15 protein-coding genes are annotated in these 17,057 nt (G+C 55.7%); 7 read left to right on the forward strand and 8 right to left on the reverse strand.

All coding sequences use genetic code 11. From position 1 onward, the window contains the following. The first annotated feature begins 6 nt into the window (after nucleotides 1-6). Nucleotides 7-612 carry a DUF3617 domain-containing protein gene (locus tag ACIQW9_RS08900; protein WP_402335592.1) on the forward strand — a complete coding sequence of 202 codons (606 nt, stop codon included), beginning with the start codon at nucleotides 7-9 and terminating at the stop codon, nucleotides 610-612. 129 nt (nucleotides 613-741) lie between these two features. Next, nucleotides 742-1,050 (forward strand): hypothetical protein, encoded by a 309-nt coding sequence (locus ACIQW9_RS08905; RefSeq protein WP_402335595.1) that lies wholly within the window; start codon nucleotides 742-744, stop codon nucleotides 1,048-1,050. A 10-nt stretch (nucleotides 1,051-1,060) separates the two neighbouring features. Here ACIQW9_RS08905 and ACIQW9_RS08910 read toward each other — a convergent pair whose 3' ends face one another. The 7 genes from ACIQW9_RS08910 to ACIQW9_RS08940 all read right to left on the reverse strand — a co-directional run bounded on the left by ACIQW9_RS08910 (nucleotide 1,061) and on the right by ACIQW9_RS08940 (nucleotide 8,152). Next, nucleotides 1,061-1,579 carry a GNAT family N-acetyltransferase gene (locus tag ACIQW9_RS08910; protein ID WP_402335598.1) on the reverse strand — a complete coding sequence of 173 codons (519 nt, stop codon included), beginning with the start codon at nucleotides 1,577-1,579 and terminating at the stop codon, nucleotides 1,061-1,063. 18 nt (nucleotides 1,580-1,597) lie between these two features. Beyond that, complete coding sequence (locus tag ACIQW9_RS08915) at nucleotides 1,598-1,792, reverse strand: hypothetical protein (RefSeq protein ID WP_402335601.1); 195 nt, start codon at nucleotides 1,790-1,792, stop codon at nucleotides 1,598-1,600. 36 nt (nucleotides 1,793-1,828) lie between these two features. Further along, entirely contained in the window at nucleotides 1,829-3,097 is a 1,269-nt protein-coding gene (waaA, locus tag ACIQW9_RS08920) for a lipid IV(A) 3-deoxy-D-manno-octulosonic acid transferase (protein WP_402337955.1), read from the reverse strand. 191 nt (nucleotides 3,098-3,288) lie between these two features. After that, entirely contained in the window at nucleotides 3,289-4,665 is a 1,377-nt protein-coding gene (locus tag ACIQW9_RS08925; protein ID WP_402335603.1) for a phosphomannomutase/phosphoglucomutase, read from the reverse strand. Between the two features lie 214 nt (nucleotides 4,666-4,879). Next, complete coding sequence (locus ACIQW9_RS08930; protein ID WP_402335606.1) at nucleotides 4,880-6,076, reverse strand: CaiB/BaiF CoA transferase family protein; 1,197 nt, start codon at nucleotides 6,074-6,076, stop codon at nucleotides 4,880-4,882. 57 nt (nucleotides 6,077-6,133) lie between these two features. Further along, nucleotides 6,134-6,928 (reverse strand): enoyl-CoA hydratase/isomerase family protein, encoded by a 795-nt coding sequence (locus ACIQW9_RS08935; RefSeq protein ID WP_402335608.1) that lies wholly within the window; start codon nucleotides 6,926-6,928, stop codon nucleotides 6,134-6,136. Between the two features lie 81 nt (nucleotides 6,929-7,009). Then, entirely contained in the window at nucleotides 7,010-8,152 is a 1,143-nt protein-coding gene (locus ACIQW9_RS08940; protein ID WP_402335611.1) for a DSD1 family PLP-dependent enzyme, read from the reverse strand. A 332-nt stretch (nucleotides 8,153-8,484) separates the two neighbouring features. Here ACIQW9_RS08940 and ACIQW9_RS08945 point away from each other — a divergent pair, with 332 nt between their 5' ends. From ACIQW9_RS08945 to ACIQW9_RS08955, 3 genes are all read left to right on the forward strand, one after another. Further along, the gene (locus tag ACIQW9_RS08945) at nucleotides 8,485-9,486 is read left to right on the forward strand and encodes a Bug family tripartite tricarboxylate transporter substrate binding protein (protein WP_402335614.1); all 1,002 of its coding nucleotides are present in this window, start codon (nucleotides 8,485-8,487) and stop codon (nucleotides 9,484-9,486) included. Between the two features lie 81 nt (nucleotides 9,487-9,567). Then, nucleotides 9,568-10,086, forward strand: coding sequence for a tripartite tricarboxylate transporter TctB family protein (locus ACIQW9_RS08950; RefSeq protein WP_402335617.1), 519 nt, complete (start codon nucleotides 9,568-9,570; stop codon nucleotides 10,084-10,086). 8 nt (nucleotides 10,087-10,094) lie between these two features. After that, entirely contained in the window at nucleotides 10,095-11,615 is a 1,521-nt protein-coding gene (locus ACIQW9_RS08955) for a tripartite tricarboxylate transporter permease (protein WP_402335619.1), read from the forward strand. Nucleotides 11,616-11,687: 72 nt separating this feature from the next. On the opposite strand, the gene ACIQW9_RS08960 is transcribed toward ACIQW9_RS08955, so the two are convergent. Beyond that, entirely contained in the window at nucleotides 11,688-12,449 is a 762-nt protein-coding gene (locus tag ACIQW9_RS08960; protein WP_402335622.1) for a GntR family transcriptional regulator, read from the reverse strand. A 279-nt stretch (nucleotides 12,450-12,728) separates the two neighbouring features. On the opposite strand from ACIQW9_RS08960, the gene ACIQW9_RS08965 reads away from it, so the two are divergent. Further along, nucleotides 12,729-13,946 carry a pyridoxal-phosphate-dependent aminotransferase family protein gene (locus ACIQW9_RS08965; protein WP_402335625.1) on the forward strand — a complete coding sequence of 406 codons (1,218 nt, stop codon included), beginning with the start codon at nucleotides 12,729-12,731 and terminating at the stop codon, nucleotides 13,944-13,946. A 71-nt stretch (nucleotides 13,947-14,017) separates the two neighbouring features. Beyond that, nucleotides 14,018-17,017, forward strand: coding sequence for an FAD-binding and (Fe-S)-binding domain-containing protein (locus tag ACIQW9_RS08970; RefSeq protein WP_402337958.1), 3,000 nt, complete (start codon nucleotides 14,018-14,020; stop codon nucleotides 17,015-17,017). Nucleotides 17,018-17,057: the final 40 nt, after the last annotated feature.

Genomic DNA, 17,057 nt, shown 5'->3' on the forward strand with positions numbered 1-17,057 from the left:
TATGCGATGGCCAGAATCTGCCTCCTGCGCAGGAACCTCCAGCCCCATTTGCACTCAGACCCCATGAGATTCAAGACTGTGGAAAAATTCATGCACAAGAAATTTTTATTCCTATCCCTATTGGCCCTTCTGGCGTCATCTGCACAGGCCACCGAAAATAAAATGCGGCCGGGCCTGTGGGAAATCAGCACCAGCTCTCCGCTGCTGGCATTGGCGGAACAGATTCCACCCGATCAAATGCAGAATTTGAGCAATCTGGCACGGCAATACGGTTTTGAGATGCCCAAGATAAAAAATGGCACGGCCAATTCCAAAGTTTGCGTGACGAAAGAAATGTCGGAGCAAAACATTCCTCCGTATCTTTACCATACTCAATCGGGCTGCGAGGCCAGAAATGCAACACGCATTGAAAACCGCTACAGTGCCGACCTTGCCTGCTCCGGCAAGCAGGTCAGCGGTCAGGGAAAAACCGTCGCGACCCTGAACACCCCCGAAAGCTTTACCGGACAAACCGAATTCAGGGGCACCGTGCGTGGCGTGGCCGTCGATGAACACGCCGACACCAGTGGTCTGTGGCTGGCCGCCAGCTGCGCGGAAGCAAATCCTCGCTAAGTCAAAAGCCGTACAAAACATGGTGATGTGCGCAGGTCTGATACAAGTCGTAACAAACCTTACCATTTCAGCTCTGGTTATGGATGCGCCTCTGGTATTTAATGGAGCCATCAATCAAGGAGATGAACCATGAAGAAAACGCTTACCATTTCAGCCAGTGTCCTGGCGCTTGCAACGCTGATGTTTGCCGCTACGCCGGCGATGGCACGGGTCGATGTGGGTGTAAATATCGGCGTTCCTGGTCCCGTATATATGCAACCGCAACCTGTCTACGTACAGCCGCGCCCGATCTATGTACAGCCGCAGCCTGTGTATGTCGATCGGCATTACTACAAGCACCATCATAAACATTACCGCAATCACTATCGCCATGATCGCGACGGCGATGGCGTACCGAATCGTTACGATCGCCGCCCGAACAATCCTCATCGCTACTAAGCAAAACAGATCAGCGGCGCGCGACTTCCTTGGTCAGGAAGCGCGCTGCCGTATCGTAACTGTGTAATTTTTCCTGCAATGCCGGATCCTCAATCGAGGCGAATCCGTGGCGTGCCCAAAAGGCCTGCGAGTCATTGACGGCGACCAGCGACATCGTGGCCAGATCGGCAGTCTGCGCCAGCTGCATCAATATATCGACCAGCTGCGACGCAGCACCAAGGCCGCGCGCGACAGGCAGCAGCGCAACATCGTGAATGTAATAGGTGGAAGGTGTGGCCGGCAGCGCCCGCAATAGCGAATTCAAGGCTGGCGGCTGGCATTCCCACCATGGATGACTGATGACATAACCCGCAGCCTGCTTCCCCGCCTCAAGCAATAGGCAACCATCCGGATAAAGCGCCAGACGCTCGGCAAAAACCCACTCGTCTTCCGGATAATCCGGATGCACCTGCGCCGCGATAAGGGCAACTGCCGCCATATCCGGCGCCGACATGCGACGCCAGTTGAAGTGTCTGTTCTGACTGCACATGACTGGATGCAATGCCGTTTATTCGCTGTACGGTCCGCAACAGGAACAAGGCCCGTGCCCATGCTGCACGCGGCGAAAATCCACCGGCAGCGCGGTCTCTTGCGCCTGCTCTTCTGTCGTCTTCAGCACGCGTTTGTATTGCGTTCCGGCCAGGACATTCGATTCAAGCTGTTCTTCAGGCACAGGCAATGCCACGCCATGTTCTGCATTCATACAGGCTCCGCAATGAAATTGATTGTAATGCACCGCTCATTTGATCAGCGGCGTCAGCAATGCCATGGTGCGCACGGTAGCGCCGCCATGCTGTTGTGCAAAATGCCGCGCCCGTTCACCCATCGCGATGCGCGTGGCGGCATCGTCCAGCAGGCGCATGGCTTGCACGCACAGATCCGCGGCATCCGCCACCCGCAAGGCGCCGCCGGCAGCGATGGCATTGTCGGCGGCATCGGCAAAATTGAACGTGTGTGGCCCTATCAATACCGGCTTGCCGACTGCGCTGGCTTCGATCAGATTATGACCACCAAGCGGCAGCAGGCTGCCGCCGACAAACGCCACATCGCAGGCGGCATAGTAGGCAAACATCTCGCCCATGGTATCGCCCAGAAAAACGCGGACGTCCGCACCGATCTCCACATCGCCGCTCGTGGAACGTCGCGCCAGATGCAAAGACCGTGCGCTGACCATGTGCGCCACCTCGTTGAATCGTTGTGGATGACGCGGCACCAGCATCAATAAAACATCCGGTCTGTTTTGCTGCAGCCAGGCATCCAGAATCAACGCTTCTTCACCATCGCGTGTATTGGCACAAACAAGAATGGGACGCGAACCAAGCTGCTGGCGCAACATCGCACCACGTTGCAGCATGTCCGGCGGCGGCGTCACATCAAACTTGATGCTGCCTGTAACGTGTACGGCCGGTGCACCGAGTTGTCGTATGCGAGCGGCATCGCTTTCAGTCTGCGCCGCCACGCAGGACATCGCTTTGGCCGCTTCAACAAACAGGGTCGGGAAGCGCAAGGCTTTTGCCAGCGAACGCCCGGACAAGCGCGCATTCACCAGCGCCACCGGCACGCCCTGCTGCGCACATTGCGCCATCACATTCGGCCACACCTCGGTTTCCATCAGCACGCACAACTTCGGTTTGAAATGACGCAGAAAGCGCCTCACCATCCAGCCGGTGTCATATGGCAGATAACTCTGCACCACGCGTGCTTGCGCAGCGAACAAGGCCTTGCCGGTCGCACGACCGGTCGGCGTCATATGCGTGAGCAGCAGAGTATGTGTCGGGTAAGCGGCCAGCAAGGCATCAATCAGCGGTTGTGCTGCGCGCGTTTCGCCGACCGAAACTGCGTGTACCCACAATACAGGCGAAGAACGAACATTCGCATCCGTCCGATAAAAACCCAAGCGTTCCGCAATGTGCTGGCGGTAGCCGGGTTCCTTCCGGCCACGCACGTATAGGCGCAGCAATACCAAGGGCAATGCAAACCACCAGGCAAGGGAATAAATCAGGCGCATCGAAACAGGTCGCCCGGTACGGGCAACATCAGAGGAATCAACAAGGAAAATCGGAAGTGGAATTGCATCAGCCGTATTATGCCGTTTCGGCACGACGACTGCTTATCTGAAATGCGATTGTCCGGCAGATATTCACCTGCCGGGCAATTACGCAACCGGCATGGTGCCGATTACGCTGAATACGTGTTGCATCAGTAAGGCATGACGGCATCCGGCTTTGCCGCCGTAATGACACGTTTGAATTCTGCCTGAATACGCTGCAAGCCCTGCTGCGACTCCGCCTCGAAGCGCATCACAATCACCGGCGTGGTATTCGAGGAACGCGCCAGACCGAAGCCGTCCGGATACTCTACCCGCAAGCCGTCTATCGTGATGATGTGATCGGAACCGGGAAATTGCGCCTCGCTCTGCAGTTTGGCGATCAGTGGAAAACTCTCTCCCTCCTTCAACTGCAATTGCAGTTCCGGCGTGCTGACCGATTGCGGCAAGGCATTCAAGGTAGCCGACGGATCTTTTTCACGACTCAGCAATTCCAGCATGCGCGCACCGGCATACATGCCGTCGTCGAAACCGTACCATCTATCCTTGAAGAAAATATGGCCGCTCATCTCGCCGCCCAGCGGTGCGCCGGTTTCGCGCATTTTTGCCTTGACCAGCGAATGGCCGGTTTTCCACATCAGCGGCTTGCCGCCACGTTCGGTAATCCACGGTGCCAGATGGCGCGTGCATTTGACGTCGTACAGGATTTGTTCGCCCGGATGACGCGTCAATACATCCTGTGCGAACAGCATCAATTGCCGATCCGGATAAATGATTTGTCCATCCTTGGTCACCACACCGAGGCGATCGCCGTCGCCATCGAAAGCCAGGCCAATTTCAGCATCCGTCTGCTGCAGGCAGCGTATCAGGTCCTGCAGATTTTCCGGATGCGCCGGATCGGGATGATGATTCGGGAAAGTGCCATCCACCTCGCAAAACAATTCGATGACTTCGCAACCGAGTGCGCGGTACAGGTCACCGGCAAAAGCGCCCGCTACACCGTTGCCGCAATCGATCGCAATCTTCATCGGACGCGCCAGTTTGACGTCGTCCACAATGCGCTGCTGATAGGCGTCTGCGATATCGTAAGTGCGGTAACTGCCGGCGCCTACACTGAACTCCTTGTTGACGATGGCCTGATACAAGGCCTGTATCGCATCGCCGTAAATCGCTTCGCCTGCCAGCACCATCTTGAAACCGTTGTAGTCGGGCGGATTATGGCTGCCGGTCACCATGATGCCGGATTGCGCATCCAGCACATGTGTGCCGAGGTACAGCATGGGCGTGGCGACCACACCAAGATCAACCACATCCAGACCTGCTGCCTGCAAACCTTCGGCCAGCGCTGCCGCCAGCTCAGGACCGGACAAGCGGCCATCGCGGCCGATCACCACGACCTGCTCGCCCTTGGCTCGTACCGCGCTGCCAAACGCACGGCCAATCGCGCGCGCCACATCGGCATCCAGCGTAGAACCGATGACACCACGAATATCGTAAGCCTTGAAAATACTTTGCGAGAGAGTCAGCATATTGAACTATCCATATAGAAAATTGATGTGGCAGCAGTGATGCTTCCCGTGCGGCAAAAAAGCGGCGCCCCGGTTCGACCTGCAACGCATCATCTAGTTTCAATTAATTAAAAACACAGCAGGAGATTATCGGTGTTTTTGTTCTCTGAAGGAAATTCAATGTGGGAATTGAATTTCCTGGCCCGCGCGGCGCGAGCGGAAAATGCCGGCAGCGCTAACGCAGCAAAACAGCCTGTTGCTGCTGCAGCGCCAGGATTTCTTCTTCGCCATAGCCAAGCTCCAGCAAAACCTTGAACGTATGTTCACCCAGCAAGGGCGCAGGCCGCTGCGAGGTGCCGGCATCATCGGAGAAGCGGATAGGCAAACCCAGCCCCTTGACGGAGCCGGCAACCGGATGCTGCGTTTCCACTATCATGTCGCGGGCAATTGCCTGTTCGTGCGCCATCGCTTCCGCCACGTTTAATACCGGGCCGGCCGGCAAACCCACCACATCGAATTTCTCCATCCATTGCGCCGTCGTGCGCGTCACCAGGCGTTCGTTCAATAATTGCACCAGCGCCTCGCGATTGGCCATGCGGTCGGCATTGGTGCGAAAGCGCGGATCATCTGCCAGCGCCGGCATCTGCAATACTTCCAGCAAACGCTCGTAATTGTTTTGATTCGCCGCGCCAATATTGATCCAGCCATCGCTGGATGCAAATACCTGATACGGCGCGCTGGTTGAATTAGCGGAACCCATTTTGGGCAGGATGGTGCCATCGGCAAAATAATTCGCTGCCGGCCAGTACATCTGCTGCAATCCGGCTTCAAACAAGGAAGTATCGACTACCTGCCCGAGGCCGGTGCGCAGCTTGTTTGCATAAGCTGCCGCAATGCCTAATGCGGCAAGAATGCCGGCGTTGATATCGGCCACTGGCGACCCTGCCTTGATGGGCGCCCTGCCTTCTTCGCCGGTCATGCTCATCATGCCGCTCATCCCTTGCGCAATCAGATCGAAGCCGCCCTTGTCTGCATAGGGGCCGGTGCGTCCGAAGCCGGAAATGGAGCAGTAAATCAGGCCGGGATTCAATAACTTTAGCGCCTCGTAACCGAGGCCGAATTTTTCCATCGTGCCGGCACGATAATTTTCGATCACGACATCGGCATCTGCCAGCAGGCGACGCAAGACTTCGCGCCCTCCTTCCATTTTCAGATTCAGTCCGATGCCGCGCTTGTTGCGGTTGACGATCATGAAGGAAGCGGATTCACCGCACGGCAGCACAGGTGAAAAACGTCTGGAGTCGTCGCCGTCCGGCGTCTTCTCGACCTTGATCACATCGGCGCCCATATCGGCCAGCATCATGCCGCAGATAGGGCCCGACATGATGTGGGCCAGCTCGATGACGCGCATGCCGTTCAATGGTCCAGCCATGTTCATTTCCTTTTATAGGGTAGGTAGTCCGTATTACGTGTTCATGATTCGCAAGGTTCAGCTGCCGCTCCAGAGCGGGCGCTGCTTTTCCAGAAAAGCATGCACACCGATCTTGAAATCGCGGCTGCCGTAACATGCACGAATCAAATCCTCGCCATCCGGCAAACCGGCCTGCGTCAGACGACGTATCGCTTCCTTCGATACCCGCATCGTGATCGGCGCATTACTCGCGAGCTTTTTGCATAATGCGTCTGCTGCAGCATCAAGCGCTGCTGCTTCCACCACCTCGGTGACAAAACCCGCAGCAAGCAATTCATCTGCCTCCAGCACTTCCGCCAGCAGCAAAATTCGCTTGGCGCGGCCAACGCCGAATGCGGCTACCACGCGTGCGATATTGGCCATCGACAGGCAGTTTCCCAGCGTGCGTGCAATTGGGATGCCGAAACGCGAAGCAGGCGTGGCGATACGAAAATCGCACGCTGCTGCAATCGCCAGTCCACCGCCGATCGCCCAGCCATCCACGATCGCCAGCGTCGGCATCGGCAAGGCCTCGATCTGTCCTATGCGCTCATCCACGATACGTTCATAGGCAATGCCGTCTTCGCCCGAGCTGAAGTTGCGGAACTGTTCGATGTCAGTACCGGCGACGAATGCTTCGCCACCGGCGCCACGGAAGGTGGTTACCCGTATTGAGCTATCCGCGCGGATACGTTCGCATATCTCACCCAGTTCGGTGTACATCGCCCACGTCATCGCATTGCGCGCTTGCGGGCGGTCGAACAGAATGGCGGCAACCCCATCCTTGATGGCAAGATGCACCCGTCCTTCGCCTGTTTTTTCCGCTTCGCTCATAGTCTGTTCTCCTGTTTGTGCATTGCTTGTTGAATACCTGCCTTGCCTATTCTTCGCCGCCGTAACGCATCGCGCGTTTGTTTAATGACTCAAACCGCGCGCATCGATATCCCAGATGGCTTCCACCACATCGCCCCTGAAACAGACGAACTGGTCATGCAGATTGCAGGTCGGATCGCAATGACCCGGAATAAGCATGACGCGATTGCCCAGGTGATCGCGCATATCGTCCGCAGCCACCTGCAGGATGCCATGTTCGTCATTGGCCGTGACATAACGCAGCTTGTCTTCGTAGTCGCCCGCGCGCACTCTCGGCAGTCCGGAATCGACCGCTACGCCCTTAAGGCCCACATCGCATACGGCTTTGTGCGGCTTGGCCGTACTCATGATCGTGGAAAGGATGAAAAGCCCATGCTGCGGCATATACTCGCCAGCCCACTCATTCGAACCGTAATGGCCATCCAGGAAAATATAGGAACCGGGCTGCATTTCCGTATAGACGCCGCTGGCCACATCGAACTCGACGGTACCGGTTCCGGCACCCGACACGACCGGACTGCGCACTCCGCGCGCCTCCAGAAACTGGATATATTGCGCCGTCCGATCAGCCGAACGCGCCGCTTCCAGGCGACGCTGTTCCCATGTCGCCAGATGCTGGATGCCACCGTTATAGGCTTGCAGGCCGCCAAACTGCAAGCCGGGATAGGCAGCAATGCGATCGACCAGTGCCGCCAGGGCCTCATTGCTGTCGACGCCACAGCGTCCATGACCGACATCCACTTCCGGCATCACGATGATGATGACGCCAGCTGCGCTGGCCGCCTTGCCTATCGCATCGACCTGCGCCACATGGTCAACGCAAATGCTCAATTTGATGAGACCGGCGAGTTCCACTGCCATTGCCACCTTATCGGCACCGACGAATTCATTACTGATATGAATATTGTCAATGCCGGCCCGTACAAAAGGATAGGCCTCGCTCAACTTCTGGCAGCAAATGCCGGCTGCCCCCATCGCAATTTGCGCTCTGGAGATGGTGCTGGATTTGTGCGCCTTGGCGTGCGGTCGCAGCGCCAGCCCATTCCGCTTGGCCAGGGCGGCCATATTGCAGAGATTGAATTCAAAAGCATCGAGATCAAGCAAAAGTGCCGGCGTACTAACTAATGCAAGCGGATCGCCGACCCGGGCGATGGAAGGGGCTTTCAGTTTTGCCAAATCGTGCATGGCTACTCCACAGAATGAGATAAAAGTTCGCCCGGCAGCTACTGACACTAAAGGTCAGGCTGATTATTCAAGATGCCGGATCGTTTTATAAGCCCGAATAATTGACATTTTTTTTAAAATGTATATTGTATTCAATATTCTAAATGTATTATTTGGAATAGCGGTAGTTAAATTCTTTATCGGAACACCTTGCTTTAAAACGACAAAATTGCAGCCAGCAACCGCCCGTTTTTTAGCAGGAAGCAAACTCAGAATGCGTGCCACGAAGTGCGCAGCTGATGCAGGAGACGGACAAAAAAGGGCTATTCCGCCCACACAAAGGAGACAGCAGCATGAAAAAAAATCTTATTCAGCCGATGAAAACCGGACTCTTCCTCACCTCGATGTGCGTTGCCTTGAGCGCGGCAGCCTGGGAGCCCAGCAAACCGGTGGAACTGGTCGTGCCATTCAGCGCAGGCGGTGCATCCGATCAAATGGCGCGCTCGATCCAGGGCATCATTACCAAGCACAATCTGATGAAGCAGCCGATCATCGTGACCAACAAGGCGGGCGCAAGCGGCGCGGAAGGTTTGCTGGATATGAAAGCCTCGCCGGGTGACCCTAACAAGATCATCGTTTCATCGTCATCGATTTACACCACACCGCTGGCGACCAATCTCCCCTTCAACTGGCGTGACCTGACACCGATTGCCGTGATTGCCCAAGATGCATTCGTGCTCTGGACCAACACCGAAGCCGGCTACAAAACCCCGAGTGACTATCTGGCTGCCGTCAAGCAAAAACCGGACACATTCAAGATGGGCGGCACCAGCTCCAAACGTGAAGATCACATGATCACCATGATGATCGAAAAGAAAACCGGTACCAAGTTTCTGTACATCCCTTACAAAGGTGGTGGTGAAGCAGCTACTCAGCTCTCCGGCAAGCACATCGATTCCAACACGAATAATCCATCCGAATCCGTCTCGCAATGGCGTGCCGGCCAGCATCAGGCGCTGTGCGTATTTTCTACCAAGCGCATTGCATATACCGCCAAGGTAACGGCAACGCAAGCCTGGTCAGACATTCCTACCTGCAAGGAAAAAGGACTCGACGTCAATTATGAAATGATCCGCATCTTCATGATGCCGGGCGGCGTCAAACCGGAACAAGCGCAGTTTTACGTCGACCTGCTGAAAAAGGTAACAGAGACACCTGAATGGAAAGCCTACCTCGAGAAAAACGCGTTGCAAGCCGATTTCATGAGCGGCACTACCTTGACCACATTCCTGGCAAAAGACGAACAGCTACACCGTGAAATCATGAAGGATGCAGGTTTCCTCATCGCGAAATAATTCGCTTCATCACCTTGATTCGATGGCCTACATGGCTGCATTGCATGCACGGTCATTGAATCACTTTCCGGATTAGCGAACATGAATACTCCCGAATCACCCGCCGCAACAACAGAACATTCACGCACACTTATCTCCTTCCGTACCGCCGAAGTCATCGTTTCCATTGCACTGATACTGGGGTCGCTCATTGTCAGCTGGAGTAATTACCAGCTAGGTGCGGGATGGGGAAGATACGGCCCGGAAGCCGGCTATTTCCCCATGCGCCTGGCCATCATTGTGATGATTGCCAGCGTAGTCGTACTGATACATGCCATCCGCAACAACGATCAAACTCCTTTTCTGGAAGTCGAGCAGGCGCGCATGGTGGCAGTCATTCTGCTGCCGCTGCTGGTATTCGTTTTTGCCATCAAGTATCTCGGCATCTATGTCGCGTCGACGATTTTCATCGCGACCTTCATGTATTTTCTCGGCAAATTCGTCTGGTGGAAATGCATCGCCATATCGAGCTGCGTGATGCTGACGTTCTTTTTCATATTTGAAATTCAGTTCAAGGTGCCCTTGCCAAAAGGCCCTCTGGAAAACTGGTTAGGCTTCTAAGGAAAAACATGGAAGAGCTCAATTCATTAATGCAAGGCTTCGGCCACGTTCTCGGCTGGCAAAATATTGGCTTGATGCTCATCGGTATTCTGTTGGGGATCGTGGTGGGCGTACTACCCGGCCTAGGCGGACCGAACGGCGTTGCCATTCTTTTGCCACTGACTTTCTCGATGAACCCCACATCGGCCATCATCCTGCTGTCTTGTATTTACTGGGGTGCCCTGTTTGGTGGCGCAATTACTTCGATCCTGTTCAATATTCCGGGAGAGGCATGGTCGGTGGCGACCACCTTCGACGGCTATCCGCTGGCGCAGCAGGGCAAGGCCGGACAGGCACTGACCACAGCCTTTACCGGCTCCTGCTTCGGTGCACTGTTCGGCGTCCTGATTATTACCTTCCTCGCACCACTGGTTGCCAAGTTCGCGCTGCGTTTCGGCCCACCGGAATTTTTCGCGGTGTATTTCCTGACGTTTTGCAGCTTCATCGGCATGGGCAAGGAACCTAAAGCCAAGATCATCATTGCCATGTGCATCGGCTTCCTGCTGGCGGCAGTCGGTATGGACACGGTATCAGGGCAACTGCGGATGACCTTCGACTTCCCTGAACTGTTGCGCGGATTCGACTTCCTGGTAGCGGTGATCGGCTTGTTTGGCGTCGGCGAAATCCTGATCACGATGGAGGAAGGCCTGGCATTCAAGGGCAAGAAGGCAGACATCGATATCAAGGTTGTGTTCAAGACCTGGGCGATGTTGCCGCGTTATTGGATGACGCTGCTGCGCTCATCCATCATCGGCTCCTGGCTTGGCATTACGCCAGGTGGTGCCACTGCGGCTTCGTTCATGGGATACGGCATGGCAAAAAAAATGTCGCGCAATCCTGATGCGTTTGGCAAAGGTGCGATCGACGGTGTACTGGCACCGGAAACTGCAGCGCATGCAGCAGGCACTTGCGCATTGCTGCCTATGCTCGCGCTGGGGATTCCAGGTTCGGCCACCGCTGCCGTGCTGCTCGGCGGTTTGATGATCTGGGGACTGCAACCGGGGCCGATGCTGTTCGTTGAACAGAAGGAGTTCGTCTGGAGTCTGATTGCCAGTATGTATCTGGGTAACATCGTCGGCTTGCTGGTGGTGCTGAGCACGGTGCCGCTGTTTGCTGCCATTCTGCGGATTCCGTTTTCGATTATTGCGCCGGCCATCATGGTGGTGTGTGCAATCGGCGCCTTTACCGTGCATAACGCGCAGTTCGATATCTGGCTGATGGTGGTCTTCGGTATCGTCGGCTATATCTTCAAGAAGCTGGACTACCCATTGGCGCCTATGGTGCTGGCGCTGGTGCTGGGAGATCGCGCTGAAGATGCGTTCCGCCAAACGATGGTGGGGTCCAAGGGCGGATTGGCCGTATTCTGGAGTAGCGGTCTGGTCGGCACGATCATGACGCTGGCACTCATCTTATTGCTCTGGCCATTGGTCAGCAGCGCATGGAAACGTTTTCGCCAGCCTGTCGGCACGGCGGTCGCTGTAGACGGCTAAAAATATCGTCAGGAGTCAGAAACAAAAAAGCCTGGCGCTCAATGCGCCAGGCTTTTTTCTTGTGTCCGATGATTATTTTTTGGCTGTCGCCATGATGCCGCCGCTTGTGACACCACCGTTTGCCGCGTGCTCAGCGGTTTCACGCAAATCCGCCATCACGGAATCGCGCTTGTCGAGCAAATGCTGACGGAGAATTGCTGCCAGCCGCTTGCCGTCGCGCGACTCCAGCGCCTTGATCATTTCATCATGTTCATGAATCGCACGATCCCACTTCGCTTCCTGGAAGTTCGACTTGAAACGCAAAGCCAGCAAACGCCGGTTGATCGACAGATAAATCTGCCGCAACATGGAATTGCGTGCTGCCTCGTTAATCTTGTTGTGTATCGTCTGGTTGCGACTGTAATAACCGGGCAAATCGTTCTGCGCCCGGCAGACCAGCATCGCTTCGTGCAAGACCTTGATGTCGGCAATTTCAGCCGGCGAAATACGCTCCGCTGCCAGCTCGCCGGACAAGGCTTCCAGGCCGCTCATCATTTCAAACGCTTCCCAGATTTCGTTGTCGTTCATCTTCGATACGAACGCGCCACGATTCGGCGCAATGTCGATCAAGCCTTCCGAAGCAAGCACCTTCATCGCTTCGCGCAACGGCGTACGCGAAATGCCCAGACGCTCACATACTTCGCGCTCATTCAGTTTCATGCCCGGCGCCAACACGCCTTCGATGATCAGATTTTGCAAATGCTCAACCACGGCATCGTGCAAACGCTGCCGTTCCACTCTTGGCAAGAGTGGACCGCCATTGCTATTTTCACCACTACCCAATGTATTTTGCATTCTAATTCCGATTTGATTTTTTCCTATTTTAATCTAATTGCAAACGCTGTGACGCAGTGCGTCATACAACATGATCGCCAGCCTTCATTAAGCGCTCCCGCAAGATTCAAAGATCGAGCCTGCAACGGTGTGCCAGTATTCCCAACTACTACAAGATGCGGCAAAAAACAGCAAAAGCAAGCCTGAATTGATGCAAATGGCTTTACTAATCAAAATCACTCTGATAAAGTATTTTGTATGCAATATTCAATAATGCGAAGTTTTCTTCAGGAGAATTAAATGTTGAAGCTCGACTTTCACCCAGCAGGCCGTCACTTTTTGAACATTCCAGGCCCTAGCCCAGTACCGGATCGTCTCTTGCGCGCAATGAGCTATCCGACGATCGATCATCGCGGCCCTGAATTCGGCGCAATGGGATTGAAAGTCCTGTCCGGCATACAAAAGATTTTCAAAACCACCCAGCCAGTGGTTATTTACCCTGCGTCCGGTACCGGCGCATGGGAAGCAGCACTGGCCAATACCCTGAGCCCTGGCGACCACGTCTTGATGTTCGAAACCGGCCACTTTGCAACCTTGTGGAAAAAAATGGCGGAAGCGCTGGGCATCAAACCGGAATTCATCGGCTTGCCGGGCTACGAAGGCTGGCGTCATGGCGTACAGGCAGACATGATAGAAGCGCGTCTGCGCGCCGACACCAAGCACGACATCAAGGCAGTCTGCGTCGTCCATAACGAAACCTCGACTGGTGTCACCTCCAACATCGCAGCAGTACGCAAGGCGATTGATGCCGCAGGCCACCCTGCGCTGCTGCTGGTCGACACGATCTCCGGTCTGGCATCGGCCGATTATCGTCACGACGAATGGGGCGTGGACGTTACCGTTTCCGGTTCGCAAAAAGGCTTGATGCTGCCACCAGGCATCAGCTTCAATGCAGTATCGAAGAAAGCACTCGAAGCCAGCAAGACTGCCAAGCTGCCACGCGCATTCTGGGGCTGGCATGAAATCATCGAGATGAACAAAACCGGTTACTGGCCTTACACCCCAAATACCAACCTGCTGTATGCACTGCACGAATCGCTGGACATGATCCTGTCCGAAGGCCTGGAAAATGTATTTGAACGTCACCAGCGTCTGGGCGCAGCATGCCGCGCAGCAGTCAAAGCCTGGGGTCTGGAAGTTCAATGTGCCGACCCGGCAGTTTATTCGCCAGTATTGACCGGCGTAGTCATGCCTGAAGGTGTGGATGCCGATGTGGTACGTCGCATCATTTACGAACGCTTCAACATGTCGCTGGGCGCAGGCCTGGGCAAGGCAAAAGGCAAGATGTTCCGTATCGGCCACCTGGGCGAAGCATCCGATTTGTCCCTGATGGCGTCGCTGACCGGTGTTGAAATGGGCTTGAAACTGGCTGGCGTCAAATTGGCCGGCAGCGGCGTGGTTGCAGCGATGGAATACCTGGAAGCACACGCCATACCGCCATTGAAAATTGCCGCCTGATGTGAGACGTGTACAAGCGCACGCCGCGTAGCTTGGACTTGCTGTCCGTTCCAGAAAAGGATGTATTGAAAATGCCTGTCAAGCCGATTCACCTTGTTCCATCGAATACACCTGGCAGCAGTCCACTGGCAAAACGTTTGCGCAAGGAGTTACGCGGCGATGTATTGTTCGGCAATGCCGACCGCGGCCGCTACGCAACCGATGCATCGATCTACCAGATCATGCCGATCGGGGTCGTGGTGCCGCGCGATCAGGCCGATCTGTTGCTATGCCTCGATATCGCACGGTCGGAAAATGCACCCATCCTGGCACGCGGCGGCGGCACCAGCCAATGCGGCCAGACGGTTGGTGAAGCGCTGGTCATCGATAGCAGCAAATGGCTCAACAACATCGTCGATTTCGATCCGGAAAACCGCACCGTTACCGTAGAACCGGGCATGGTGCTCGATCATCTCAACGCATGGCTCAAACCGCACGGTGTGTGGTTTCCGGTTGATGTATCCACTGCCGCACAATGCACGATAGGCGGTATGGCCGGCAACAATTCCTGCGGCTCGCGCTCCATCGAATACGGCAACATGGTGCACAATGTGCTGGCGATCGATGCCGTGCTCGCCGATGGCACGCAAGGACGGTTTGAAACACTGGCCAACATGGCCCAAACTGCGCGCCTGCAGAACATAGTCGAACGCCTGCAGCGCATCGCAACGCGCGAGCAGCAGGAAATCATCGAACGCGTTCCGAAAGTATTGCGTCGTGTAGGCGGTTACAACATCGATCTGTTCGATTGTCAAAACCCGCGCAATTACACCGATGACGGCAGCGCCAATCTGGCGCATATCCTGGTCGGCTCCGAAGGTACGCTGGCCTTCAGCCGCCAGCTGGTGCTGAAGCTCGTGCCTTTGCCGAAACACAAAGTGCTGGGCGTGATCAACTTCCCGACTTTTTACAAGGGCATGGATGCCGCCCAGCACATCGTCAAGCTGAATCCCACTGCGGTTGAACTGGTCGATCGCACGATGATCGATCTTTCGCTGAATAATCCGGCATTCCGCCCGGTGATAGAAAAAGCGCTGGTTGGCAGCCCGCAGGCCATCCTGCTGGTGGAATTCGCCGGCGACGACAAGGCAGGCCTGCTTGAAAAACTCGCTGCGTTGGCAGACCTGATGAGCGATCTCAGCCTGCCGGGCTCTGTCGTCAACATGGTCGATGCCAATGAACAAAAGTCCCTGTGGGACGTACGCAAGGCCGGCCTCAATATCATGATGAGCATGAAAGGCGACGGCAAACCCGTTTCCTTTATCGAAGACTGCGCAGTGCCGCTGGTGCATCTGGCCGAATACACCGATCGCCTGACTGAAGTGTTCCACAAATACCATACCGAAGGCACCTGGTATGCCCATGCCAGCGTCGGTACGCTGCATGTACGGCCTATCCTCGACATGCGTCGCGATGGCGCTGCCAGCATGCGCAAGATCGCTGAAGAAGCATCGGCGCTGGTGCGCGAATACAAGGGCGCCTATTCAGGCGAACATGGCGACGGCCTGTGTCGCGGCGAATGGGTGGCGTGGCAGTACGGCCCGCACATCAACCATGCATTCAGCGAGATCAAGAACCTGTTCGATCCGGACAATCGCTTCAATCCGGACAAGATCGTGCGGCCACCGAAGATGGACGACAAAAGCAATTTCCGTTTTGCGCCCGGCTATCAGGAACTGCCTGTCAAGACGCAGATGGACTGGTCGGCCTGGGACGTCACGCGCGATCCGGCCAGCGGTTTGGAAACCGCGCCCGGCACCGGCAACGACCGTACCGGCGGTTTGGCCAAGGCAGTTGAAATGTGCAACAACAATGGCCACTGTCGCAAATTCGATGCGGGCACCATGTGCCCGAGCTATCGCATCACCAAGGATGAAAAGCATCTGACGCGCGGCCGTGCCAATACACTGCGTCTGGCCCTGTCCGGCCAGTTGGGTGAAGAAGGTCTGGCCAGTCAGGATGTGAAAGACACGCTGGATCTGTGCGTCTCCTGCAAGGGTTGCAAACGCGATTGCCCAACCGGCGTCGACATGGCAAAAATGAAAATCGAGGCACGGGCTGCATGGGTAAATAAACACGGCAGCACCTTGCGCGAAAAAATGATCGCCTTCATGCCGCGCTATGCTCCGCTCGCCAGCAAAATCGGCGGCTTGCTGGCAATGGGCAACGATATTCCGGTGCTATCGAATTGGCTGAAAAACCGCCTGGGCCTGGCGCAGCAACGTGCCTTCCCGCGCTTCAAGCGGTCCTTCCTGTCCCGTCGCAAGAACATCCACCACACAGCGACCGGCAAGGAAGTGCTGCTGTTCGTCGATACCTTCAACAACTACATGGAGCCGGAGAACGCGGCCGCCGCGCAAGCCGTACTGGAAGCGGCAGGCTATACCGTGCATTTCAATGTACAGGCTGGCGAACGTCCGCTTTGCTGTGGCCGTACTTATCTGTCGGCCGGCCTGGTCGAACAGGCAAAACAGGAAGCGCGCCGCACACTCGATGCATTGAAACCGTTTGTCGAACGTGGCATTGCCATCGTCGGCCTTGAGCCGTCCTGCCTGCTGTCGCTGCGGGATGAATTTCTTAATTACGGATACGGCGAAGAAGCCAGAAAACTTGCCGATATGGCTTATCTGTTTGAAGAATTCCTCGTGCATGAACATGCGGCTGGCCGGCTTGCACTGGACCTCAAACCGCTGGCCTCGCAGAAGGCGATGGTCCACGGCCATTGCCACCAGAAAGCTTTCGATGCCTTGCATCCGGTACAAACCGTGCTGAAGTGGATTCCGCAACTCGACGTCGCCGTCATCGAATCTTCCTGCTGCGGCATGGCGGGCAGCTTCGGTTATGAAGCCGAGCATTATGCAGCCTCGCAAGCCATGGGCGAACTGTCTCTTTTCCCTGTCATTCGCCAAGCTGAAAGCGGCACCATCTTCGTTGCGGACGGCACCAGTTGCAGGCATCAGATTGCCGACGGTACGCATGAAAGCGCGTTGCACGTTGCACGTGTTCTGGCGGCGGCACTGCAGGACGATTGAAAAAACCTGATCGGTACGCAATGAGTACCGAATCGTGCGG

The sequence above is a fragment of the Herminiimonas sp. NPDC097707 genome, from assembly GCF_044761395.1.
GTDB lineage: Bacteria > Pseudomonadota > Gammaproteobacteria > Burkholderiales > Burkholderiaceae_D > Oxalicibacterium.